This is a genomic window from Alteromonas sp. 4NH20-0056 (genome assembly GCF_057539655.1).
The window spans coordinates 138,446-163,166 of the sequence record NZ_BAAJLS010000007.1; the positions used below are offsets into that span (position 1 = coordinate 138,446).

At 43.0% G+C, this 24,721-nt stretch carries 11 protein-coding genes and 2 pseudogenes; 7 read left to right on the forward strand and 6 right to left on the reverse strand.

The window, feature by feature from the left end:
• Positions 1–224: 224 nt before the first annotated feature.
• Positions 225–338: pseudogene (locus AC27EZ_RS13505) on the reverse strand (hypothetical protein); the annotation flags it as partial.
• Between the two features lie 604 nt (positions 339–942).
• Here AC27EZ_RS13505 and AC27EZ_RS13510 point away from each other — a divergent pair.
• The 3 genes from AC27EZ_RS13510 to AC27EZ_RS13520 all read left to right on the forward strand — a co-directional run bounded on the left by AC27EZ_RS13510 (position 943) and on the right by AC27EZ_RS13520 (position 7,083).
• Positions 943–1,806 carry a DUF1961 family protein gene (locus AC27EZ_RS13510; RefSeq protein WP_487135819.1) on the forward strand — a complete coding sequence of 288 codons (864 nt, stop codon included), beginning with the start codon at positions 943–945 and terminating at the stop codon, positions 1,804–1,806.
• A 229-nt stretch (positions 1,807–2,035) separates the two neighbouring features.
• Positions 2,036–4,783 (forward strand): alpha-L-rhamnosidase, encoded by a 2,748-nt coding sequence (locus tag AC27EZ_RS13515; protein ID WP_487135820.1) that lies wholly within the window; start codon positions 2,036–2,038, stop codon positions 4,781–4,783.
• A gap of 401 nt (positions 4,784–5,184) precedes the next feature.
• Complete coding sequence (locus AC27EZ_RS13520; protein ID WP_487135821.1) at positions 5,185–7,083, forward strand: methyl-accepting chemotaxis protein; 1,899 nt, start codon at positions 5,185–5,187, stop codon at positions 7,081–7,083.
• 315 nt (positions 7,084–7,398) lie between these two features.
• On the opposite strand, the gene AC27EZ_RS13525 is transcribed toward AC27EZ_RS13520, so the two are convergent.
• Positions 7,399–10,506, reverse strand: a complete 3,108-nt coding sequence (locus tag AC27EZ_RS13525) for a glycoside hydrolase family 2 TIM barrel-domain containing protein (protein ID WP_487135822.1) — start codon at positions 10,504–10,506, stop codon at positions 7,399–7,401.
• A gap of 61 nt (positions 10,507–10,567) precedes the next feature.
• A complete protein-coding gene (locus tag AC27EZ_RS13530) occupies positions 10,568–13,207 on the reverse strand; it encodes a heparin lyase I family protein (RefSeq protein WP_487135823.1) in 2,640 nt (879 codons plus the stop codon).
• Between the two features lie 124 nt (positions 13,208–13,331).
• Here AC27EZ_RS13530 and AC27EZ_RS13535 point away from each other — a divergent pair, with 124 nt between their 5' ends.
• Positions 13,332–16,571, forward strand: a complete 3,240-nt coding sequence (locus AC27EZ_RS13535) for a glycosyl hydrolase (protein ID WP_487135824.1) — start codon at positions 13,332–13,334, stop codon at positions 16,569–16,571.
• 178 nt (positions 16,572–16,749) lie between these two features.
• The gene (locus tag AC27EZ_RS13540; protein WP_487135825.1) at positions 16,750–18,126 is read left to right on the forward strand and encodes a sulfatase; all 1,377 of its coding nucleotides are present in this window, start codon (positions 16,750–16,752) and stop codon (positions 18,124–18,126) included.
• A gap of 255 nt (positions 18,127–18,381) precedes the next feature.
• Here AC27EZ_RS13540 and AC27EZ_RS13545 read toward each other — a convergent pair whose 3' ends face one another.
• A complete protein-coding gene (locus AC27EZ_RS13545) occupies positions 18,382–19,518 on the reverse strand; it encodes a DUF1501 domain-containing protein (protein WP_487135826.1) in 1,137 nt (378 codons plus the stop codon).
• Between the two features lie 2 nt (positions 19,519–19,520).
• Positions 19,521–20,819 (reverse strand): DUF1800 domain-containing protein, encoded by a 1,299-nt coding sequence (locus AC27EZ_RS13550; RefSeq protein WP_487135827.1) that lies wholly within the window; start codon positions 20,817–20,819, stop codon positions 19,521–19,523.
• Positions 20,820–21,421: 602 nt separating this feature from the next.
• On the opposite strand from AC27EZ_RS13550, the gene AC27EZ_RS13555 reads away from it, so the two are divergent.
• On the forward strand, positions 21,422–21,772 hold the full coding sequence (locus tag AC27EZ_RS13555; protein ID WP_487135828.1) for a hypothetical protein: 351 nt from the start codon (positions 21,422–21,424) through the stop codon (positions 21,770–21,772).
• 183 nt (positions 21,773–21,955) lie between these two features.
• On the forward strand, positions 21,956–22,681 hold the full coding sequence (locus tag AC27EZ_RS13560) for a hypothetical protein (RefSeq protein WP_487135829.1): 726 nt from the start codon (positions 21,956–21,958) through the stop codon (positions 22,679–22,681).
• Between the two features lie 107 nt (positions 22,682–22,788).
• On the opposite strand, the pseudogene AC27EZ_RS13565 reads toward AC27EZ_RS13560, so the two are convergent.
• Positions 22,789–24,309: pseudogene (locus AC27EZ_RS13565) on the reverse strand (IS3 family transposase).
• Positions 24,310–24,721 lie beyond the last annotated feature (412 nt).

The window sequence follows — 24,721 nt, forward strand, 5'->3', positions numbered from 1 at the left end:
GATAACAGCATTAGTAGGCCAGCTAAATCAAGACTAAAACAATGAAGAGCAATGGTATACTGACGAGTACTACGTAGCACACCTCCAGCTGTTATCATTAGACGCCTGCAAAACAAAGTTATAGGCACATTATCCTTGCCTCGGGTATATCGGACGGACACGATGAACTTGACGCTACCACTGGTTTCAGTGTTAGCTTTTTCTATGTTTAAGTATTTATAATCTCAATAAATTTGATGCTTTGTAGATTGGGAGTCAATGACTTCACCGTTTTTCAAAAGCGCTAGGTTCAAGCTATAAAGATTAGCATCATGCGGATTCCAGCGTTTTGCATCTGATAAGTTGGAAGATAAACTAAGCTCTAAGCTTTTGACTACATCACTAAAGTAAGGTTTTGAGTACTATCCCCCAGACTTCTGATTGTGGCGATCATTTCATGACACATAAAACGCCAAAGCACTTCTTACATCAGAAAATACAAAATACACTTCTCGCCGGCTGTCACTAAATATATCTTTCAATATTCGTCAAATTATGTCAAATTTCATCATCTAGGTTAAATTAATAATCAAGTAATAACGTAGCTTTGTTTGGGATACTACGATGCTGAAATCTTCACAATATTCTTTTTCACTCATAACAGCTGTATTTACTTTATCTGGATGTGAGAGCGAAAGCGATAGTATCCCTTCTCAGAAACAAGCGGTTGAGGCAGATACTGGTGCGTATTTCACTAACACAGGCCTGAGTAGTCCCGTCTTTCATTCGCAATGCATATTCAGAAGCTTTAATGCTTGTTTCTGAAAGGGTAAAGGAGCTCACCCGAGAAAAATGTATTTAGTGGACGAGAAAGGTCCCATCATTCGAGAAAGGGGCGAAGCACCTCATGCAAGTTATGCAATGTAAGAGCGCTCCACTCTTGGTAAACATAGGGGTGTTAACTTGAATAAATTAAAAAGCTTACTATTGCCCGCCGCAGGGGTAATTATCGTATTTAGTCTTACTGCTTGCTTCCACTATTCTGAAAATAATCAGCGGGCTTCTATTGATGAAATGATGAAAATTACCCAAGCCGACAATACACAGTTTGAAAAATTACAGAGCCTTAATTGGCAGCAAGTGTTTTTTGATTCAGGTCAGGTAAATTGGCAAGAAAATTGGTTAAAAGACGGTTTAATTGGAACCGTTGAAAATTCGCCCGATGGTATGCATGTTAAGGCTGGACCTGAGGCGGATAATCATGCACACCACATGGTGTTATGGACCAAACGCACATTTGAAGGTGATGTAAAAGTAAGTTTCGAATACACCCGCACCGACAGTGCCGAGTTATACGTCACCATACTGTATTTACTAGCTTCTGGGGAAGATACAACAGAGTTTCCTGCTGACATAATGGAGTGGGCTGAATACCGCAACGAACCCTACATGCGTCACTATTTCGACAATATGGACGCTTACCACATCAGTTATGCAGCATTTGGATTAGGTGAAGAAGACGCGCCCGATGACTACATTCGTGCCCGCAGGTATCTTCCACTTGCCAACAAACGCCTAATGGGCACAGCACTCAACGGGGATTATACCAACACGGGTTTCTTTGAGACTGGAGTTCCACACCAAATAACGGTTATCAAACGCGACGACATACTATGGATGAACGTGTCTAATGAAGTGCACACCCAACTTTATAAATGGTCAACCACTAGCCATCCCAATATACAGAAGGGGCATATAGGCCTGCGTCACATGTTCACGCGAAGTGCGATTTATAAAAACTTTCAAGTTTCAGTTCTGTCTTCATAAAAACACATTTCATAAATTGTATGAGCCTTACTTCAGGAGTTGGAACTAATGTTAAGTAACGAAAGCTACAGCGCTAAAAAATGTTTGATTGAGAACTAACCCTATGTTCAAACTTTCACTATTTAAAAACTCAACATCTTTTCTCAATGACTGGCGAATTTTTTCATTTTTATGTTTAGCAACTACATTATTGTTTGCCTGTGCTAATAAAGACAAAAACGTTCAAACAATGGCGCAACCGGAACAATTATCGGTAAGTGAAGGTTTCGTAGAGCCAATTGGCTTCTATGATGCTCAGCCTACATTTTCATGGACACTTCCTGTTGAGAGTGCTGTAAAAGCGCAATCGCAATATCGAATTGTTGTTGCGTCATCTCCAAACCTTTTACCCGACAAACCAGACTTATGGGATAGCGGCATCATTAATAGTGACACAACGAACTTCATCCGTTACGAAGGCACTGATTTGAAGTCTCGGCAACGGGTTTTCTGGCGGGTTAAGTATTGGAATGAGCATGGCATCGACTCTGATTGGAGCGCATTAGCATCTTTTGAACTCGGATTGCTATCTAATAACGACTGGAGCGCAAAATGGATTGAAATAGATCAATCCACACCGCTTGTGCTAGATAAATTTGATACGCCTATCCATATTCCACAATATTTGCGAACGACGTTCACGGCAGATAAGAGTATTAAATCGGCACGCTTGTATATTACTGCTAAAGGGCTATTCGAATCATTCATTAACGGCAACCGCGTTGGAAACGATGTACTGACACCCGGTTATACTCCTTATCATAAACGTATCGAGACCCTCACTTACGACGTAACCAAGTTGCTTATTTTCGGTGAAAACGCTATCGGCATTACACTCGCCGAAGGGTGGTATGCAGGGCGTTTCGGTCCAAAACGTCACTGGCACAAAAAACGGGACATCACCCCAAAAGTTCTAGCCCAGTTAGAGATTGAATATACAGACGGCACGCGCAACGTTGTAGTGACTAATAACAGTTGGCAAGCGACTCAGGAAGGTCCATTAAGACGTTCGAGTTTGTACGATGGTGAGATATTCGATGCTAACTTCTTACTTGAAAGAGACAACGCGAGTTGGAATGAGCCCGAATATGAAACGGAAGGCGCTGTTAAAAAATGGTATCCGGTACAATCTTCAAATATAGATAGCGTTGTTATGTTGGAGCCCAAGCGTCATTTTACCTCTAAGAATAAGCAAGTATTAACCCCCAATTCTTTTCACATAGTAGATGGCAAGATTATATTTGATTTAGGGCAAAACATGGTGGGTGTCGCGCGTGTCAATCTGCCGATGATTAAAGGAGAAAAGCTCAAAATACGATTTGCAGAGGGCATTAACAGTGACGGTAGCTTATACACCAAAAACTTGGGAAGTGCTGCTCAGGAAGATACCTATGTTGCGGCTAAAAGCGGCGTTATTGACTGGCAACCTGAATTCACCTTTCATGGCTTCCGATATGTTGAAGTAAGTGGTTTTGATGAGAAAGAAGCGCCCCAACTTGATTGGATAGAAGGCATTGTTCAGTACACAGATTTTGAATTAACTGGTCACTTCACCTCGTCAGATCCCGAATTAAACCAGCTACAGTCAAACATAGAATGGGGTCTTAAAGGTAACTTTTTGGATATTCCCACTGATTGTCCACAGCGTTCTGAAAGGTTGGGGTGGACTGGTGACGCGCTTGCTTTTGCGCCCACATCACTATTTATTGCCGATAGCCACGCATTTTGGAGCGCTTGGTTACAGTCGATAAGAGAAGAGCAGTTTGATAACCATGGTATTCCTGTCGTGGTACCTAACGAAGTAGGCGAGATTGTGCAGGCGGGTTGGTCAGACGCCGCAGTGACTATCCCATGGGACGTATACTGGCGCACGGGAGACGAACGCGTTCTCAGAGAAAACTACACGATGATGAAACGTTGGATCCTTTATCATCAAAGCCAACTTGAGAATGGCGTAAGCAAAATGTGGACAGTGGGGGACTGGTTACAACCCTATTCAACGCGCGAGGATTCGCGGCGTGGCGAAACTGATCATGGGCTTATTTCGACAGCTTTTTATGCCCGCTCTCTCGATATTGCTGCTCGCACGGCTGAGGTATTACATGAGGCGGATGACGCAAAGCGTTACGCTTCTCTATTTGAAGAGGCTAAAGCGAACTTCCAAGCAGCCTTCTTCGACCAACAAGGAAATATCAAACAAGGTCAACCCACGCAAACCTCCTATTTGTTAGCCATAGGCTTTGACTTACTTTCTGATGATCTTTTACAAGCTGCTGAAGCTCATCTCATGGAGCAATTTAAAATTTCCGGCGGGCACCTTAGAACCGGTTTTTTAGGTACACCCCTAATAGCGCCAGTGTTAGAAAAAATTGGCCGACAAGGTTTTGCATTAGAACTTTTATTCAAAGATTCATATCCCTCTTGGCTTTTTCCGGTATCTCAGGGGGCTACAACGATGTGGGAACGATGGGATGGATATACGCACGATAATGGCTATGCGAAAAAGGCCGGGTCTTTAAATCACTACGCTTATGGTGCTATTGGTCAATGGATGTACGACCGGTTGGCAGGTATAACTCCGCTAAGTGCCGGTTACAAAAAAGTTCGTATTGCCCCTGTTGTGACGACTCATTTGTCATACGCTGGTGCGACGTATCAATCACCTCACGGCGAGATTAAGTCTTTTTGGTTTTTGAGCCAAGATGAGCTTCGCATGGAAATAACAATACCGCCCAATGTCACTGCTGCAGTTGAGGTGCCGTCTGTTATCTACGTCAAAAATACAGTGGGAGGTATAGAAAAAACCGAGAGTCTCGACAGTGAATTAATGGTGTTCGGCCCCACAGTGGCTAAAAAATCACAAGATGATTTACAACTACTAAAATCTCTTGAGTTACTCCCTGGCGAGTACGTAATAAAAGTAAAGAGAAAAAGTTAATAGCACATATAAGTTAATTAAAAAGCATACTTTTTATTGGTTAATACTGTTTGGTAAAAAAGTGAGCAATATGACATGTTTTAAGCATTATTTTTCAATTTTTGTCGAGGCTGCTTTTAGTGGATTTGTTCCAATAAAATTGATGTTTCACAGGTTGGCGAGAAATTAACGGCCATTTATTCCGGTCTGTATTGTTGTGTAGCAATACAGTTTTTACAAATAGTGACATGTGTGCTGTCCAAAGGGGACGTATTATTGTTGCTTTTAGACTTGCTAAACGACCATTGGGTCGGAATCTAGGTTGTTATAAGTATTACTTTACATCACCGTTTGTAACGCTTTACTGGAGATAGAAAATGGTTGGGTTGATCATAACACTGAGTAGTCCAGCCTTAGGACTAATGTCACAACTTAAATTTTCAGCAAAGTTTACACTCGTCAGTATCATTTTTGTAATCCCATTATTATTGAGTTTGTCATTACTCCAACGAGAATATCGCCAAGATATCGAGTTTTCAGAAACCGAGAAAGTCGGTTTGTCGTTAATAGCTGAAGCGCAAAAAGAGCAACTTCAATTAGCGACTTCCTTAATTCAGGGAAAGGCCCATTCAGGAAGTTTCCGCTTAGAGTTGAATGGTCTACCTGAGCACCAACAGTCAATTATTAACGCTTCACTTACAACGTACAAATCGCAACTGAATGCCGAGCCTATGTCTGGTTTGGGGGCGTTAAGTGCAGTTCTACAAACCGTTGCCGACCGCACCAACCTCGAATTGGATACATCGTTGGATAGCCGTTATCTGGTAACATCGCTAGTAGATTCACTGCCAAAATTACAAGAGCAGCTGGTTATGACAGCAGCTCTAGCACGACAAGTATTAGAGAATGGTAATTTCACACCTGATACATACATTGCTCTATCCAACGCTAATCAAAAATTGCCGCTATTAATTGATAATTTGAGTCGTAATGTTCTGGTGTCAGCTAATGAAAACGAGTTGGTGAATCGATCACTAACCTCTGCATGGCAAACGCTTGAAAAAGACTTAATGAGTTATAGGCAACTTATTCAGCAATCGATTCTTGACTCCGACAGTTTTGAAGTGTCGCGTTCGCGATTAATTGATGTCAGCTTAACCATGGACAATGCCTTGGTAGAATTCGCTGAGCTTACTGCCCCTGTGCTGTCAACTCTTTTGGAAGAACGAATAGATGATAAGCGGTTTAAAAGTCGTCTAGTGTTCTCAGTCGCGATTATCGCTGTTTTACTCGCATTTTATATGTTCATTGGGATGTATTTGTCAGTTAAAGACAATGTTGACCGAGTTGTGACCGCCGTCCACGCGATAGCGGGCGGCGATTTATCTACACGCGTAAAAGTCCGTACTAAAGATGAAATGCGTGTTATTGCCGAATATATGAATGCCATGGCGCACAACTTAGAACAATTAGTTCAGCGGTTGAGCGAAGCCGCGGGCACATTGAGCGAATCAGCCGCAAACTTGAAGTCTATTACGACGCAAACTATCAAAGGTGTACATCAGCAACAACAAGAAACATCTCGAATCGAAAACTCTATGGATGTACTCACCGCAATTGCCTCAAAAGTTGATAACAACTCGGAAACTGCTTCGCAGTTGTCAGTTGAAGCTAAAAATGAAGCCGGCCAGAGTCTGCGGTTACTGGAGCGACTTCAATCGGTGATGAAGGATATGGAAACAGAATCTACCCATTCACAGACTGCATTGAATCGCTTAGTTGAGGACAGTAAAGATATCGGCCAAGTCTCTAGTGCTATCAATGGAATCGCTGAGCAAACCAATTTACTCGCGTTGAATGCCGCAATTGAGGCTGCACGAGCAGGAGAACAAGGAAGAGGTTTTGCTGTTGTAGCTGACGAAGTAAGAACTCTAGCGCAAAGAACGCAGGCACAAACTGAGCAGATCCATGGCATCATTACCCGCTTACAACAAGCAACAAGCGAAACCTATCAAAGCATGGCGCAGAGCCGTGAGCAGATGGTTCTTAGCGTTAATGAAGTTGAGGTCGTTGGCAAAGCGCTTTGGCGAATCAGCGACGTAATTGGTACGATTAGTAAGATGAACACTGAAATTTCACAATCGGCAACCGAACAAAGTAACGTCACTTTAGAAGTCGCGGACCAAGTGAAAGCAATTGCCTCTATTTCCGAAGCAGCTAAGAGTGGCGCAGCGCAAACTGATATTTCTACTGAACGTTTGCTCGATGTGGTTAAGGCTCTCGAACAACAATTATCAACGCTTCAAAAGGGGCAGCGATAAGTTCTTGTTTGTAGCAATTCTTGAGCGTTTTACAACTTTAATACTGTATACTTCAAGCTTTGAATTGATAATCACTTCTGGACATAAGAGCAGTATGCAGTTGCTTCAAAAATAGTATTGCTTCGACTAGCACAAATAAATTGAGATAAGTCTAAAGTAAATTTGAAAAACATAGCAACGGCTGTTTTCAATGCATCTTTACAATACTTAGGTTCAAGGCGCGATGTAAAAAAGAAGGAGACATTGCTGGTCACTCTTTCAACAATTCATTTGGTGTGTCTACTTGCCAATACTCTCCTCCAATCTAAGCCCAATCTATTCAAGCGTAAACTGGTCGATATTAGGGCCACTTTCACCTACTGTTCTAAATTGTATATGATTGGCGCCTTTTACTAGCGTGAAGCTTACGGCTTGCTCGTCCCATTTACTGTCCCAACTCCCGGTAGGCTCAAATTCAACCATAGCCGCCTTCTTATCATTTACATAGATAGCGAGAGGCCGTTTTGAGCTTTTGTCGTTGTGCGTGTAGCGGAAAACAGCTGTGTACACACCCTCGGCGCCGTCGTTTTCGTGGTACCAATACATCGTGCCTTCTTCGTTATTAAAGGTTCCATAACCGCCACCGTGGACCCCGTGAGCGCCGCGAACTGCTGCGGCACCTTGGCCATATTCAGCGTCTTCGCCTTGTAATGACAAGCCGCGACCAATCCATATGTTGGCTGAGTTTTCATCGCCCCAAAAGAGGCCAACACCCTGTCCGAATTCTTGTTTCATTTGCAAGGCAAGTCGGTTATTGATAAAGACATTAGCGTACACCGTGTCACCATCGTTTACAGTGAAAGGGGTAAGATAAGGTTTCATCTTTACTTCATTGGGGTGGTTCACGCTATAAAAAACGTCTACTTGTTGTGAGGCGATGTTCGCAGTGTCAGTAATGGCGATAGTTTGCACATCAATTGCCACTCTATTTGATAGCCTTAACGCTTCATCACCCACTATGGCGCCTATAGTGACGAATTCTTGAGCGTCTGGGTAAGTCACTTCACTAAACGCTCTATTTTTTCCCATAAATAAATGTCGATAATTAGATTTTACACGGTTGGTATGCTCGTAAGGAGAGCCATTTTCTAGAGCTTTTGCTTTCAAACCTTCGCTAAAATGGTAATAGGTTCTATGACTGCCATAGGGGTAAAAATTGTTGTCCTTATCTACGGTTTCAGTAGTGATTACTTTCGCAGTATTGAAACCATTCTCGGCGGCATAAGTGTCGATGCTGTGTCTTAGACCAACAGGGGAGTCAGCGGTTTTAATTTCTTTCTCTAGAACCTTTATACCGTCCTTATAACCCACTGCCCGTATTGAGCCAGGTTTCCAAGGTACGAACCATTCTGCTTGCATCTCATCGGCTTGTTTTCCCGGTTTATCACGGCCAAGTGATTTGTCATTTAGAAACAATTCGACTTCATCAAGATTAGAGTAAACCCATACTGGCACCAACGTACCTTCTTTCATCGTTGGATGTGTCCAACTAGGGAGAATATGTAATGAAGGTTCATCTAGCCATTGGCTTCGATAAAAATGGAAAAGGTCTTTTTTAAAGCCGGCTAAATCCAATGCGCCACCCATAAACGCAATATAAGGCCAGCCACCGTGTGCTAACCCAGCTTCTCCATGATAGTCAAAACCTGTCCAACGAAAATGCCCCGCGTGGTGAGGCAAGTCACGTGCAAGCTCCCAGTTTTTACGAGCATTAATCCGAACTGTTGCGTTATCGTAAGATGAGTTGAGGTGCTGTTTTTGATTCGACCATTCTTTGGGATCTTTCCAGTCGTAAAAGAATATCTCCTTTTCTGTGATCTCAGGTAATTCGAAGGTATCGCTTTTGGGGCCGTCTCGCCACCATGTCTGAGTGCGATAATACCCTCGGGTTTGCCACGTGTGAGGTGCTTCCGTTGATATAAAAGGTCGGTCGAACCGTCGTTCGAAAAAGCTTTTGTTCTCTGAACCACCGTTAATACCTATTACATCTAGTCCTTCTTCATTGGTAGAGCCAGAGGTAACAAGTCGAGTTGGGTCATGTTTTTTTACTGCTGCCGCGAGCTCTGTAACAATGTCACCGTGCGTCTCATTACCTACACTGTAAATGATTATTGAGGGGTGATTTCTATTGCGTGTAACCCACTCGGTTAAGTCTTTCTCCCACCACTCATTGAAATGATACCGGCCGTAGTCGTGACGAGCTTTTTGTTTCCATCCGTCAAATACTTCGTCCATCACCATTATGCCTAGCTCGTCACAAAGCTCATAAAACATGGTGGGGTAGGGGGTATGCCCGGTACGAATGGCGTTGACTCCCATTTCTTTTAGAAGGTTTAGTTTCCATCTTAGAAGTGGCTTCGTCCAAGCGCCTCCAACAGGCCCTCCTTCATAGTGTTCGGCCACGCCCTGAATCTTCACATTTTCGCCGTTTATCCAAAAGCCCGTATCTGTTTTCCACTCGATATCTCGAACGCCAAATTTTGCAGTTTGAGAGTCAATGACTTTTCCGTTATCTAAAATAGTTAGCGCTAACCCATACAGATAAGCATTATGTGGATTCCAGCGTTTTGCATCTGATAAGTTGAATGATAGGGCATACGCCGTCTTATCATTTACGACTCTGCTCACGTTTTTAAGCGGGGTGAGGTGCGTTAATATCTGTTTATTATCTTGATCGTATAGAGCGTACCGAAGCTCATACTCAGAAATATTCTGGGCGTTGTCATTTACTTCAAAGCTAACGGCGACCTCTGTTTCTTGGCCGACGCTGGCAGTATGGATAAATAACGAGTTATGTTTAACATGAACAGGGTTGAGGATTGCTAGTTTGACTGGTGCATAGATACCGCCTGGGTGATACCACCTGGCTGATGGTTGCAGTTCGTTATCTACTCGCAAGCTAATAACATTGTCTCCCTGCTTTAAATACTTGCTTAATTCATATTGAAAACTGATGTAACCATACGGTCTATTCCCAAGATGGTGCCCGTTAATCCACACCTCACTGTTCATATACACGCCATCGAACTGAAGCCAGATTTGTTTACCTTGCCAGCTTGCGTCATACGAGAAATGCTTTCTATACCAAGCCGTCTCGCCTCCGTGATAGCCACCTGACTGCCCTTGAGAACCCGACTTATTCACACCTTCCTCAAATATATAGTCATGAGGTACGTCTAGCTTTTTCCAACCGCTATCGTTGAATTTTTCATTTTTATAGATTTCATTGTCATCAAGCTTAAACAGCCAGTCTTTATTGAAGCTTATGGTTTGTCTTGCTGCGTTTGCAGCAAATTCTTCGGCTGATAGTAGTGCGCTAAATAAGGTCAGGGCCAAAAACAAAAAGCATGTTAGGCGGGGATTATTTGAAACATTGCGCGTCATTGTTATGGCCCTTGTTTAATCTATACAGAAATTATGTTGCTACCTAAAATGCTTACTTAGCTTATCGAGGCGCTACATCTTGATAAGTCGCTTCAGTCGCATCAGTCATACGTACTTCGTCGAGATACAAATAGTGGTCGCTCTTCATATCGCTCAGGTCACCATTAAAATACATCCCCCATGATGGGTAGATTCCTTTGTCATCGTTATAGCCAAATCGAATGTTGTGCTTATCCAGTACCTTTTTACCATCAATCCATAGTTCTAAAATTCCGGTGCTATCCTCTGAATAGTCAACTCTCGCACGAAGGACGAAATCGACCCAGCGGTCTAAATAATCTTGTTTACTTCCAGGAATTTCGAAACGGGTGGTGCCGTCACCTTGTCGCGTAGGGCTGAGTTCATACGGATCCCATTTCCAAGCGCCACGCATGCCCTCTGGCGTGAGTGTTAAGCTAAAAGGTGGATTGCGGGAGTGCTCTTTGAGGCGCTTATCTGCGCTTCCGTGAATTTGGAAAAATAACCAGTCGTTTGGTTCATCTTGCGTACCTTCGCTTGGGAAGTAGAAGCTGAAGCCGTACCATGCTTCGGCACCTAAAACTTTGCTGGTCTTAAAACCGTGAAACATCGCTTTTCTATCTACGTTATCTAACTTTTGAGGGTCTCCGTTATAAGAGGCGGGCGCTTTGTGCTTCCAATATAATTTCGCTGAGTAATCACCACTGCGTACAATATTCTGCTCCAGCGAAAACGCGGAGTTAGTTTGTAGCTGATTAAACATGAAGTTTTTCGCAAGCGAATTGTCTAGCCCTGGTGTAAAGCCTCGAGGCGAGGCCGCATTCCAGCCTCCGTTTTCGAAAGATTCGTAAAACGATGGGGCGTCAGTAGAAGTCTGAGCACCTGCAGAGGTAACCTGACTCGGTGACTGAAACGCACCGTCATGCCAAAGGTATAAACGTTGGGCGGCCCCTTTTTTAATATTTAAAATAACACCTTTGCTAAGTCCAGCATCATCTTTGATTGGTTCCATCTGTATACGCGCATTATCAAGTGCTAAATGCGCCTTAATGACTTTCCAGTTAGTACCGTTTGTACTTTCCACAGTTGAAAAATAAGTTGTGCCATCTGCGTCTCGATACACAGTAACAGCGGTGTGCTTACCTGATGGCTTACCTAACACTACCAAATCGAGGAGATTAGAAATTGGCTTATTTTCTTCATCTTTTAGCGTTCTGTTTACCGTATCTGGCATAGGTAAACTATGTTGCCATTGACCATTGTTAAAGGCTGCCATTCGCCACTCGCGGTAATCCTTAGTACGAGCCTCGTAAGCCACTGCTGGCTGACCACTTTCTAAAATGACTGGAGAAGTGCCAAATGGCGTTTCCTCTTTATCTGTTGAATCGAACGCCAGCATTTTGTCGTTCGCCACATCAATTGTGATCGGAAGGTCAATGTTTTCACCTTGCGCGTTAAAGAATAGCCCGCTTGTTGTATCTAAACGCATGTAATAGGCGTTAATGCGGGCATAAGTCTCTTTATTGTGAACTTCCAGAAAGTTACATTCATGCCATAAAAAGCTAATGGCAATTTCAGTATCTGAAATCTTAAGTGGGTTTATATAAAACGTATTAACGTTAATGGGCTCATCTGATTGCGGAGTAGGCCAGGTAATTACCACAGGCGCTTCAAATTGCTTCGAGCCTGCTGGCATTTTGTAGTATACCCACGGCGATTTATGCGTACCCGCTCGAGTGAAAAGGTAAATATCCCCGTTCCCCATTTTGTAGCTTTTGGTATAAGACGCAAAAGGAGATATATCGTCAACGTACTCAAACTCGCTAATATCATAGGGCTTTTTAGAGACGACATGCAGCATTCTACCGCCAGCATGAGGGGTATCTATCGACAATGGATTCAACCCGTCTTCTCTTTCGCCACCATGCCCGCCGTAGACAATATGAAGGTAGCCGTTGCTATCCATTTCTATAATTGGGCGGCCGTGACTGTCTATCTTTCTATCTCCCTTTGATAGGGTACTTTCAGCGGCTTTGAAAGGTCCTTTCCATTCTTGGGTTACAACATTATAGCTGGCGACGTATGGGTCAGTTAACTTCCCTTGATAGGTGATATATAGCGTATCCCCATCAAGGTATTGCCATCCGCGATGAGGGTTTCCAGGCAAGTTTTCAGTAAAGTGACCGTCTGGTAATTTTAAAAGGTCATTAGGAGTCGCTTTCTTCGGACCTAAGTCTTCTTTTACTAATGGATAAATGTCTTCGAACTGGTTTTTGTCTCTGAATTCGTCATAAATTTGTTGATATTCCGGATACTGTCCATAGAGGTACTGATCAACTCGCCACTGCCAGTATTGTTTACTTGCCGGATCCGAAGGTGCTATTTGTGCTGTTAAGGCTGAAAAAACGTTGTCGGTTTTAGAGTATTTGGCAATCAGAGCTGTTCTTTGAGTGTAGAAGTCATTTTCCGAAGTCGTTTTTTCGGGGCTCTGTGTTGGGGCGCAAGCCGCGGTTAAAAAGCTTAACGCCAGCCCCATAGCTATGCTTTTGAACAAACCAGTGCTTGGTAAGCGAGCTGTTGGGGTATTCTTCTTAATCTTCATTTTATTTTTCTCGATGAGAGTCATCATCGTTGCCCTATTCTTCTGTTTCAAAGACAGCGATACTGAGTTATATTCAATCATATGTAATCACAATGTAACAAAAATAGTCACCATGAATCAAAATCAATTTATTTTTTTGTTAAAAAATGCCGTTATCTTAAAATTTTTCATAGCAATTGCTTTTATCGCCACTCCGTTGAAAACGATGGCGCAATCTGCTTTAGAGTCGGACTTCGCTTCGCCTGCGCCATCATATCTTCCGAAAACGTGGATGCATGCGATGAACGGCAATATAAGTAAAGAAGGGTTTAACGAAGACTTTAAAGCTATGCGAGATGCGGGCATTGGTGGGGCAATTTTTTTTCATGTTCACAGGCGTAACAGACCATACTCATCGCACGGCCCTGTTCGATTCGGTACTGATGAGTTTTACGAGCACCTTCTTCACGCTGCGACTCAAGCCGACAAACAAGGTATTGAGTTTGGTATTCATAATTCTGATGGATGGACATCTAGCGGCGGCCCGTGGGTAACACCAGAGCAATCAATGAAGCGAATAACGTGGTCAGAGCTAACGGTAAGCGGTAAACAAACCCTAGTTCCCCCTCAACCTGGCTATGCGGAACAGCTTTATCGTGATGTTGCCGTAATCGCCATACCCAAAGATAAATATGTAACAGAAAATCGTTTTAAAAACGCCAAGATCACTACTTCTGATAAAACTCTCGATGCTAATGTTTTAAAAGATAGCGACTGGGATACTGAACTGACCTTTTCAAAAAATGAAGATGACGTCTATTGGGTACAAGTAGAATTGGACAAGCCATCTACACTCAGAAGCCTGCAGATTGAAACCCCTAATCGACATGGCGATGCTTCTCTCTGGGTATCTGATGATGGAGAGAACTTTCACAGCGTTGTAGAAAAACTACGTAGACCAAGAACTGGCGCTAGAATGTGGGCTTTCAGCCCACAACTGGTTACTGATAAAAATGATGGTTATAACGCCAAGTATTTTCGCGTTGTATTTGATAAACCTATTGCCATCAAGCGCTTTGACTTGTGGTCAACACCGCGCATAAACCATTGGCTTTCAATGAACTCGATGGAGCGAGGAAGACTGAGTTTAACACCGAGCATAGCGCAAGATGCCATAGTAAAGCGTGATGACATTGTGGTGCTAAACACAGGAGAATTGTCGCCAGATGGTGTAAATGTACCTGATGGCGACTGGCAAATTTTACGTTTTGGCTACACCAGCACGGGTGCTTTCAATGTGCCAGCGACGGTGGAAGGAGAAGGTTTAGAAGTTGATAAATTTGACGCTGAAGCGTTGCGTTTTCACTTTGAACAATTTGTTGGGAAAGTGATGAAAGGAGCCAAAGACGCCGGTATCGAATCATTCAAAACAGTAGAAATTGATAGCTATGAAGTAGGTGGCCAAAACTGGACTGATGAAATAGCAGAGAGTTTTCAACAAAAGTTTGGTTATGACCTTATCCCATGGCTACCGGCCATGACTGGAAGGGTGATCGAGTCTCCTGAGCATACGGGCGGCGTATTACAAGAACTTAGACAGCATCAGTCAGACCTAATGGTAGAAAACTATTTTGGTGAATTTACCCGTTTAGCAAATGAATACGGGCTTGAAACCTATATTGAGCCCTATGGCTGGGGGCCGTTTGATGAACTCGCCGCGGGTGGAAAAGCAGACCGCTTAATGGGTGAATTCTGGGTACGCGAGCAAGAGTTCAATGGTCGCATTATGGCTGCCATTTCGTCAGCGCATATCTATGGTAAGAAAGTGGTATCGGCTGAGTCGTTCACATCCATCAATACGGTAAATTGGTATGGTCATCCGTATTTCTACAAGCATTATGGTGATGAAATGTGGGCGCGAGGCATCAACGAAACTATGTTCCATCGATTCGCTCACCAGCCCAATAATTATATAAAGCCCGGCATGACCATGGATTCTATCGGTTCTCATATCGATAGAACGCAAACATGGTGGAATAATGGCGGCAAAGCGTGGTTCAAATATTTAGCCAGAGGCTCTTATTTACTTCAACAAGGCGTACCAGCGGCAGACTTCCTTGTGCATTTAGGGGATGTGGCGCCGCTCAGAGTGGGTAACGCTAACAATACTTCTGTGCCCAATGGCTACGGCTACGATTACACCAATACAGATGTTTTAGTTAACCGCGTAAGTGTTAAAGATGGCATGTTAGTACTTCCCGAGGGTACCAGCTACAAAGCGTTACATTTGTACAAAACCGAGTATTTACACTTTAAAACGCTGCAGCGCATTAAAGAGCTAGTCGCTGCAGGTGCAACTGTTATTGGCGACAGGCCCAAACATGTTATTGGTTATAGTGAGTGGGCGCACCTAAATGAGTTCGACCAGATTGCAACGTTGCTTTGGGGCAGTAAAGAGAATGAAGCGCCTCGATTGAATCGCTATAAAAAAGGGATAGTCAGCAGCTACTCCTTAGATGAATCAATCGACGTGTTGGAAATGAAGCCTGATTTGGAAATTAACGGCGAACCAGCACAGTTTTTCGCTCACAGACGCATTGGGCCAAACGATCTTTATTATTTCTACAATGACGATCCTGAATTCAAATATGTCGAAATAAGTCTACGCGAGGGGAAGGGGAGGCCGGAAATATGGAACGTAGATGATGGCACCATAGAAAAAATTAAAGACTACGAATTAGACAATTCACGGCTGACAACAGCACTACCTCTAGAGCCGTTTGCATCCCGGTTTATTCTTATTCGACGTGATGATAACGAACCGGAGTACAACGGTGTTCACAGTAGCGTAGTCGATGATTTTTACGCACAACGAAGCCGCCACAATATTATGAGTACGTTTACCAAGCCATGGGTTGTGGAATTTGACCCAGCGTGGGCTGGGCCGGGCGAGATCACGTTTAATTCACTTATAGATTGGAAAGACAGTGATATAGAAGGTGTAAAGCACTATTCAGGTACTGCTAACTATCAAACTACTTTTCAATTAGACAGCACTCAACTAGCAGAAAGAGGGCCTGTTTACCTCGACTTGGGTGATGTGCAACAAATTGCAGAGGTAACGGTGAATGGCCAATCGTTTGATACATTATGGAAGCCGCCATTTGTGATGGACATTCGAAATGTACTTAAACCTGGTGAAAACACTTTGCACGTGTCTATAACAAATACATGGGTTAATCGACTGATAGGTGATGAAGCACTTCCCGACACCAGCGGTTATTCTATGACAGGCGACACGGTGCCATGGCTCGTTGAGAACAGACCACCCCCAAAGAGTCAGCGCGTCACTTTCACTGGTTTCAATTTCTTTGATAAACAACCGAAAAAGCTGCAGTCATCTGGTTTGATTGGACCTGTGATCCTCTTCAAAGTGCAAGAGGAGACCATCGAAATGCAAGATTAAATGGTCACTTTATGTCGTTCTTCTGTTCTATAACGTTGATTATTGTCCCGTCGCCAAGTGTTTGAATGCGTGAAGCGAAGGCTGAAATATAAGCTGGAAACCGAGAAAAATGAAAATTTCAAAAAAGGTGGTTACGTTCCTTTCCGTTATGTACGTGTATGTAAGTAGCGGTGTTGTTGTGGCATCTATTGTTAATGAGGCAGAAAAATCTCAGCAAAACTTAGTTATGATTGTTATCGACGACCTTCGCCCCGTCATTGGTGCCTACGGAGATACACGGGCGCATACACCCAATATAGATGAATTGGCTAGTAAGGGAGTTGTTTTTAATCATGCTTACGCTAATGTTCCTGTTTGCGGAGCGTCAAGAGCAAGTCTTTTGACTAGTTTAAGGCCAACAAAAACGCGCTTTCTTAATTACAAATCAAAGGCCGAAGAGGATGTACCAGGCGCGAAGTCACTCCCTCAAGTTTTACGTGAGTCGGGTTATTATACTATGGCCATTGGCAAAATATTTCACCATAGCAGAGACCTTGACGATGAAAGTTGGAGTGAGGGGCCTTTATCTGGAGGTATATCGCATTCAACAACGTTAAACCCTGAATCAGATAAATTTAAAAAGATTAACCAAAAACGCCCTAACAGACCAAATGGACCGTGGTATGAATCTGCTGACGTTGATGACGAGGACTACGGAGATGGTAAGGCAAAAGAAATAGCGCTCACGGCACTTGAAAAATTAGCAAAGCAAAAGCGTCCTTTTTTTCTTAGCGTAGGCTTTATTCGCCCACATCTGCCATTTAATGCACCGAAGCGTTACTACGATTTACATCCTAAAGATAAATTCGAACCATTTTTTCATCGTGAAAAGCCTAACCTTTCACCAGACGGGCTAAAAGGGTCTAATGAAATACACACATATCATTTTAAAGACTATGAGTACAACAGTGATGATTTTCACGTTGCATCACAGCGTGGCTACTACGCTTCTGTAAGTTATGTAGATGCTCTGGTTGGCGACATAATGAGACAGATCAGCGCTCTTGGCCTTGAGGAAAATACTACAGTCATTCTATTGAGTGACCACGGTTTTAACCTTGGTGAGCATAACTTTTGGGGCAAACATAATATGCTGAATACTGCGCTGAAGATTCCTTTAGTTATTGCTGGGCCAGGTATCGCTAAAAACCAAAAAACAAATGCGCTGGTGGAATTAATTGATATTTTTCCAACCGTAACTGATATTGCTAACGTTAGTGACGAAAATGAAATTGCTGGTGAAAGTTTTATGCACGTTCTTAAAAATCCTGCTTTGGAACACAAAAACCAAATTTATAGCCGATTTAAAGAGGGCGATTCAGTGGTAAGTAAGGAATACATTTACACATTGTATGCAACTGAAACTCAAGGCCGCGAGGAGATGCTGTTCGACCTAAACAAAGACCCAAGTGAAACTCAAAACGCTGTCAATCAACCGATGTACTCAGCTGTCAAAAGCAAGCTTCGCAGCCTGCTCGTGACTTGTATTGAAGAGTTTAAATGCGAAACTCAATAAACAAACTCCTAATTTGCCCACCGAAACTAGGGCTCGTTTGAAGGATGATGTGAGGAGTTCTTTTGCGTCTAGCTTTTGGCAATTAGACATAGAAGCTAGGTTAAGGGGCTTCAATTTCCACGTTACTGGATAAGGTTCACATTTACGTGAACCCAATGAACGTGTTTATAGTTGTAATCAATAATAGCCAAATCAAGTATGTTAAGTTTTACCAAGATTAAGGACTACCTTTAACGCTTTAGTCCATTTGTTTGTTTAGAAAAGTGTGTGTTTATAGGGCATGTGGTCGGGAAATATAGCGTTTAGTTGATTTTTGCTAAGCCCTAAATGTTGTTGTAACGCTGCCGAAATCCAAGAGAACGTATTTGTTGTGGGGCGTAAGTCTCGGTCTTCGAATAAATCTTTTTTTGATAGCCCGGGCCATTTTCCATGAACTGTTCCACCTAAGTGGGAGCCTCCCGCAATAAACATACTACCAGCTGTACCATGATCGGTGCCTCCGGTTCCGTTTTGACGCACAGTTCGCCCGAATTCTGATGTGACTAAAACAAGTGTATTTTTCCAGTCGTTGCCCAGTCCTTTCTTTAGTTGCGCAATGCCTTCATCTAGTTGACCTAACTCTCTTGAAAGTTTTCCGACCTGTGATTTATGGGTGTCCCAACCTCCCGACTCTAACATCATAAATTGAACATTCGGTTTTGCTTTCATTATGTCAACACATTCGCCGCACAATCGGGAAAAAGAAGTTTGTAGACGTTTCTGTTTATCACCCATCAATGCGTCTTTTATTTCAGTACCCGCAACAAGTGCTTTCTCTAACTTTTCATCATATTGGTATAGCGCGGCAAGGTCATCAGTTAAGCTGTCTACTGCGCTAGTAAAATTAGACGGATAGAAATTGCTTCCTCGTAATGAATCTCTGAAGGCAAGAGGTGTCATTTTTGAAATTGCTATGCCTTCAGTACCAAGTACATCCATGGCTCGCCCTACCCAGCCAGACTGCAGGTTAGCAGCTCCTAACCCGCTTTCTAGGAAATCTTGGCCATCAAAGTGAGAGCGCCCCTTATACCCCGTAGATGTCGCCACAACACACGATAGTTCTTTTCGTTCAAATAACTTATGGATATGTGAAAGAGACGGATGAAGTTTGTATTGATGCTTTATTGGAAATGCATCCGCAAGTCCCGACATTAAATCGGGGCGCAATGATGCAAGGCGACTTTCAAACGCGGGAATAACAGTGTGCAAGCTATCTACCGCGCCTCGTTGTAGGATCCAAATTACCCGTTTCAGCGGCTGTGTTTTATTGGCATGCTGAGTTGCCAACAGCGCTGGTGAGTGAAGCATAACTGCACCGCTCGCCAAGAGTTTTAATAAAGTACGTCGATGCATTGTTATCTCCTCATAAACTCTGGGCTCATGAATAATAGCGCAAAAGCGCGTTCACGACTTTCTGCTCTTGCTACTAGCTGTCGTGTATTTTCGGACAGTGTTGTGCCTAGCAGTTTTTCTGCAAGTACTTGAATTTCAATTTGATCGTTCACGTGCAAATTTGACACCCAGTTCGCTCGTGCCATTAGCCCATAACCACTATTCCAGAAATCTTCTGAGTCTTCAAAGCCAGCAGGGCTGCCAGCTTTAAAAGGGGGTTGTCCCATTTCTTTCAAGCTACGTATTGCAAAACTTTCTTTGACTGAGCTAAGACCAAGGCCCCTGCATGCTGAGATAAAAAACTCCCTCGGTGTCTTAAATTTGTCAAAAGTTTTTTGCCAGGCGTGGGGGTGAGTAATAAGTGCCACATAAACAGCCTTTAAATCGCCATCTGTCTTTATCCACGCTTGCTCAACATGTTCTAACAATGCTGTTGTTGGAGTGTCACTCACAACATGCCTGACTAATTTGTTGCTAACGAACTTAGCGGTCTCAGGCAAAGAGGCTATGTAGCTAAGCATAGTCTTGCCTTGCTGTTCGCCCAGTTGGGGAAATGCGTGCCCTAGCAACTCTTGTTTACCGGGCTCATGACCGGCTTTTCTAAAGAAGAACAGATCGCCATCGGTTTTTTCAGGGCTTTGGATGCCCCATCCCGTGATACCATTAGCCAGAGCGATGATATCACTTTGTGTATAGCCGCTTGTTGCGCCCATCGTATGCAATTCAAGTATTTCCCGGGCGAGATTTTCGTTGAGCCCTTTGCCTTTTTTTCCTAAGCGTGAGTTGGGGCCAAATGATCTTTCATTATTTAAATAGGTAAGCATAACGGGATGACGACAAACAGAAAGCAGCATGTCTGAAAACTTGCCTAACAGATGTGGTGCTATTGCCTCACGCTCTAAAGTAGGTGACAGCGCATTTAAGTATGGCCCTTGAGCAGTGACACTAAAGTGGTTAGAGAAGAAATCTAGTATTCTCCACATAAACGGTTGGGTGGTGCTAATCGCGTTGTTTAATGTTTCTGCTGAAAGCCGCCGATATGTCGCCTGTCTAAACTTTTGAGCTTTTTTCTTAGATTCTTCGGAAGCGTCTTTACGAAACCGTTGCAGTGTTGAAGCAATTGAGTGAGAGGAATCTGAACTTTGAAAAGATATGGGGGTTAGTTGAGCGAGCACGTGTTTCGCTGGGTCAGCAGACGCTGTTTCAATCTCTCCCGGGAGTGCTCCCAAACCAAACCGATTTGTTGCGATTACATTATTCATTTATAAGTTCATCAATACAGGTAAAGCTGTGTAACGCTAACAATAATATGTATTGTGCAAAATGTCTTCGCACAGACACTGAATTTACACGATGTTTACATTTGTGAAGCAGTGAATGAGTTTTATGAACGCATTTTTGAGGGCCAAATTCAGATAATAAGTACACTACCTTTGGTTAGATGTGCGAAGAGATCAATTGTCTGTTGGTGATACTCTGTACTCGCCAAAAAACACACGTGACAATGATGAACTGCAAGCATTTTGCCCTACGTAACAAAATTTTGATGGGCATAGTAAAACGCTGCAGACTAAGTATTCAAAGGGTTATGCGATAGGTAACAAACGGGACCATGAAATTTTCGTCCATTTTCTTGTTATTCACTTTAGAATCAGCCAAAACGTGCATTTTGCCCTACGTAACAAATTTTTGATGGGCATGGTAAAACGCTGCAGACTATGTATTTAAAGGGTTATGCGATAGGTAACAAACGGGACCATGAATCGACGTCCCATTTTCTTGTTATTCGCTTGATGATAAGCCAAAACGTGCATTTTGCCCTACGTAACAAAATTTTGATGGGCATGGTAAAACGCTGCAGGCTATGTATTTAAAGGGTTATGCGATAGGTAACAAACGGGACCATGAAATTTTCGCCTATATTTTGTTTAGTTTAAACGTAACCGAAAACGTACATGATTTGTCAGCAAGTATACCAAGTGCCAGCGGCAGCACAGTCAATGAAATTTGCCCTGGCATTTCCTCTGAACGTGGTCATCTGACTGTATCAACTATTGACGATAATGTGGTGTGTTGCCATATCAGTGAAAACCAATGGCTAGTACCTTTCAAAGAAGCCGACGGTAAGCGACATTACCTATGTGGTGCGTGGCCTTTTGAGCAACATGTCACACAAAATTTAGAAAATGTTGCTTTAAAGTTTACTTCTCGATAAAACCTTATTATCTTAATGCTGTTCAGTAATTGAACAGTTTCAGTGCCAACCATATTGTTGATACTGCCAAAATTATAAAACTATAATGCACCCGTGAAGTAATCGTGCCCCCTTTCCTTGCGCTGATTACTTCAATCATCATTGTTAAGTGAAGGGTTTTAATAAGAAAAAGGAAAGGTACTCATGTCTTATAAATTTCTAATCATTCTACCCCTCATTTTGCTAACTGCGTGTCAAAACTTACATCCTCTTCCTGTTGATGAAGTTGATATAGAAAATAAGTTAAAAGAAGATGATGACGGGAAGAAAGTTGGGTTAGCGGAAGCTTCAAAACTCGTTGATGCCATCGATAATATGAAGACATATTCCCGATGGTATTTCAAAAAAGCCAATGATTTACGCGAATATGCTTATAATGCTGATGATAGATCTTTGGGGTTCGCCATGGCTGGCCTAGTTGCTGGGGTGACAAAATCACCAGAGGGTGCTGCTGCAGGCGCTTTATTATCGTCAGTTGTCGGCATGCCGGTGGACCGCTATCAGCTTGGTGTTCAAGCAGCTAATTACGAGAAAGCGTCAGATGTTATGCACTGTATGTATCGTATACTGAGCCCAAACCTACAAGGGAGCTTGCCCGATGTACGATTTCTTAATGATAAAATTTATGAAGTGAGACGAAAGCTTAGGAAGGCTCAAACATCGGTAACACTTGTTGCTCCTGACCTCAGTGAATTAGAAGAGCGTATGAAAGAAATAGTGAACAAAGAAAAAGAGATAGCCGAAAACGAAGAAGCAATAGCAAAGGCAAAGAATGCCAAATCCAATACAAGCCAATTAGAGTCAGCGCACGATGCGTTAGAACGTAAGCGGTTTGAAGAGGAAGTTGGTGCTTGTGTCGCCCAAATGTAGAATACATAAAGCCCATTGTTCTTCTCAATGGGCTTTATGAAAAGCTAGAAGAATTCAAACGAAAATCTGTCTAGCGGCGTTTTTCAAGGTAGTTGTCGCCTAAGCTGTTAAGCTGCTTCTTTTTTGTTCTCTGGGTTTAACCCCACATCACCGATTTCATCCCAGTTTCTGATACCCTTTGACCAACGGTTAGGGTTCTGCTCTTTCGCTTTACTATATAGCTCATGGCGCTTTGCCAATATCCCTTTATCTTCACCATTATGGCGTTGCGCTGGTGTCACGAACTTGATGCGACTATGCCTGTGCTCGTTGTTGTACCATTGCGCGAAACCTTTCACCCAAGCTCTTGCATCTTCAAGGCTTTCAAAACCTTCGCTTGGCCAGCGGTGACTGCATTTGACTGTGCGGAATAATGATTCTGAGTACGGGTTGTCATTACTTACACCGGGGCGGCTACGAGAGCCTATTACGCCCATATCAATCATTTTGGCCTGCATCGTCAGGCACTTCATCGGGCTGCCGTTATCTGAGTGCAATACCACGTTTTATTTTACACATTTTTCAGCCCAGAGAGTACGCTCAAGCAATTCAGCTGCATGTTCACCAGACTCGCTTTCATGAACTTCCCAGCCAACAATCTTACGGCTGAAGATGTCGATTATCATGTAGAGATAAAAGAACCGTCCAATGACCGCTGACGGACAGTAACTGATATCCCAAGTCCACACTTAGTTTGGCGCTGTTGCTGTGTACCCCTTAGGTTTAGCTCGGCTACCTTTGGGTTTTGCTTTTCCTCGATGGGTTAGCTGGTCATTGGCTTTCAACACACGATAAAAGCTCGATTCAGACGCTAGGTATTGCCCGTTATCTGCCAGCATTGGCACTATCTGGCTTGGCACTAAATTAGCGTATTCGTCTTGGTTACAGGTCACTAATATCGCTTGCTGCTCTTCCTCTGTGAGCTTATTGCTCGGCGCTGGCCTAACTTTTATCACCGCTGATTTCACCACTTACCTGCCAGCGTTGTAATGTGCGTACAGACATACCAACTTCTTCACAGGCTTTCTCTTTTCTTGCACCGGAGGAGACTGCTTCATCAATCAGAGGTGCGTAATACTGCCTATCTGCGAGTGAGGTTAATTGTCCTCGTCTTCCCCCCAGTAGGCATTTAACTTTTTTCTCAGCACCAATAAGGCTGCTGTTTCAGCAAGCGCCGCATCTTTACGCTTTAGCTCCCTTTCTAACTCTTTAATTCGCTTACGATCTTCCTTTCGCTCTTGGGTTAATTGCTTGCGTTGCAGGGCTTTAGTTTGATTGCCTGCAATGCAGCTTTGCTTCCATTCTTTAACTTGCTCAGGGTAAAGCCCTTTTTCACGGCAATACTCACTTAACTCTATTTCGCTTAATGAAGCCGTTTCTAAAACAATTGAGAACTTTTGCTCTGGTGACCAACCATCTGAACTATTGCTATCTGCCAAACTAGAACCTGCTTTTAAATACTTATCTCGCCATGAATACAAAGTAGATAAGTTGATACTTTCTAGCTTTGCGAATTGGCGTAATGATAAGCCACTTTCAACAAGCTTTCTAATGACGGCTTTCTTATGGTCTTCTGGATAATGCTTCACTCATAACTAACTTACCGCTCCCTGTTCTATTATTATAAAAACTGAGGCGACAACTATTCTGACACAGGGGGCTAGTAAAGTCTGGTCGATTCACAGTTAAGTAACCGTGTCATGCTCAAAGGAAGTAAATCAGAATGGATTGTGAGTCCGAATATGTTATCAAGGTTCGCTGGTTTTCTACCGCTAACAAATATTAAAGGTTTTGAGTCGGAAAAAATTGCGTCACTACTAAACTCAGCGTCACTAAATGGAGTCGATAATTAGTTCCAGATTTTAAGAAGACACATTAATTACTATGAACGGCCCGTTACAAGCGGAACCAATTCGAAGCGATGGAATGCATATTCAGGATACAATCCAAAATGGATGGCAAAGCTAATGGAAGTTAAAAGGATATACCACAATTATTGCT

What these genes read in the sequence shown, in the direction of transcription:
- AC27EZ_RS13515 (WP_487135820.1), top strand. Translation starts at nt 2,036, where the DNA reads ATGGCGCAACCGGAACAATTATCGGTAAGTGAAGGTTTCGTAGAGCCA.
- AC27EZ_RS13520 (WP_487135821.1), top strand. Translation starts at nt 5,185, where the DNA reads ATGTCACAACTTAAATTTTCAGCAAAGTTTACACTCGTCAGTATCATT.
- AC27EZ_RS13525 (WP_487135822.1), bottom strand. Translation starts at nt 10,506, where the DNA reads ATGACGCGCAATGTTTCAAATAATCCCCGCCTAACATGCTTTTTGTTT.
- AC27EZ_RS13530 (WP_487135823.1), bottom strand. Translation starts at nt 13,207, where the DNA reads ATGATTGAATATAACTCAGTATCGCTGTCTTTGAAACAGAAGAATAGG.
- AC27EZ_RS13535 (WP_487135824.1), top strand. Translation starts at nt 13,332, where the DNA reads ATGGCGCAATCTGCTTTAGAGTCGGACTTCGCTTCGCCTGCGCCATCA.
- AC27EZ_RS13545 (WP_487135826.1), bottom strand. Translation starts at nt 19,518, where the DNA reads ATGCATCGACGTACTTTATTAAAACTCTTGGCGAGCGGTGCAGTTATG.
- AC27EZ_RS13550 (WP_487135827.1), bottom strand. Translation starts at nt 20,819, where the DNA reads ATGAATAATGTAATCGCAACAAATCGGTTTGGTTTGGGAGCACTCCCG.
- AC27EZ_RS13555 (WP_487135828.1), top strand. Translation starts at nt 21,422, where the DNA reads ATGTATTTAAAGGGTTATGCGATAGGTAACAAACGGGACCATGAAATT.
- AC27EZ_RS13560 (WP_487135829.1), top strand. Translation starts at nt 21,956, where the DNA reads ATGTCTTATAAATTTCTAATCATTCTACCCCTCATTTTGCTAACTGCG.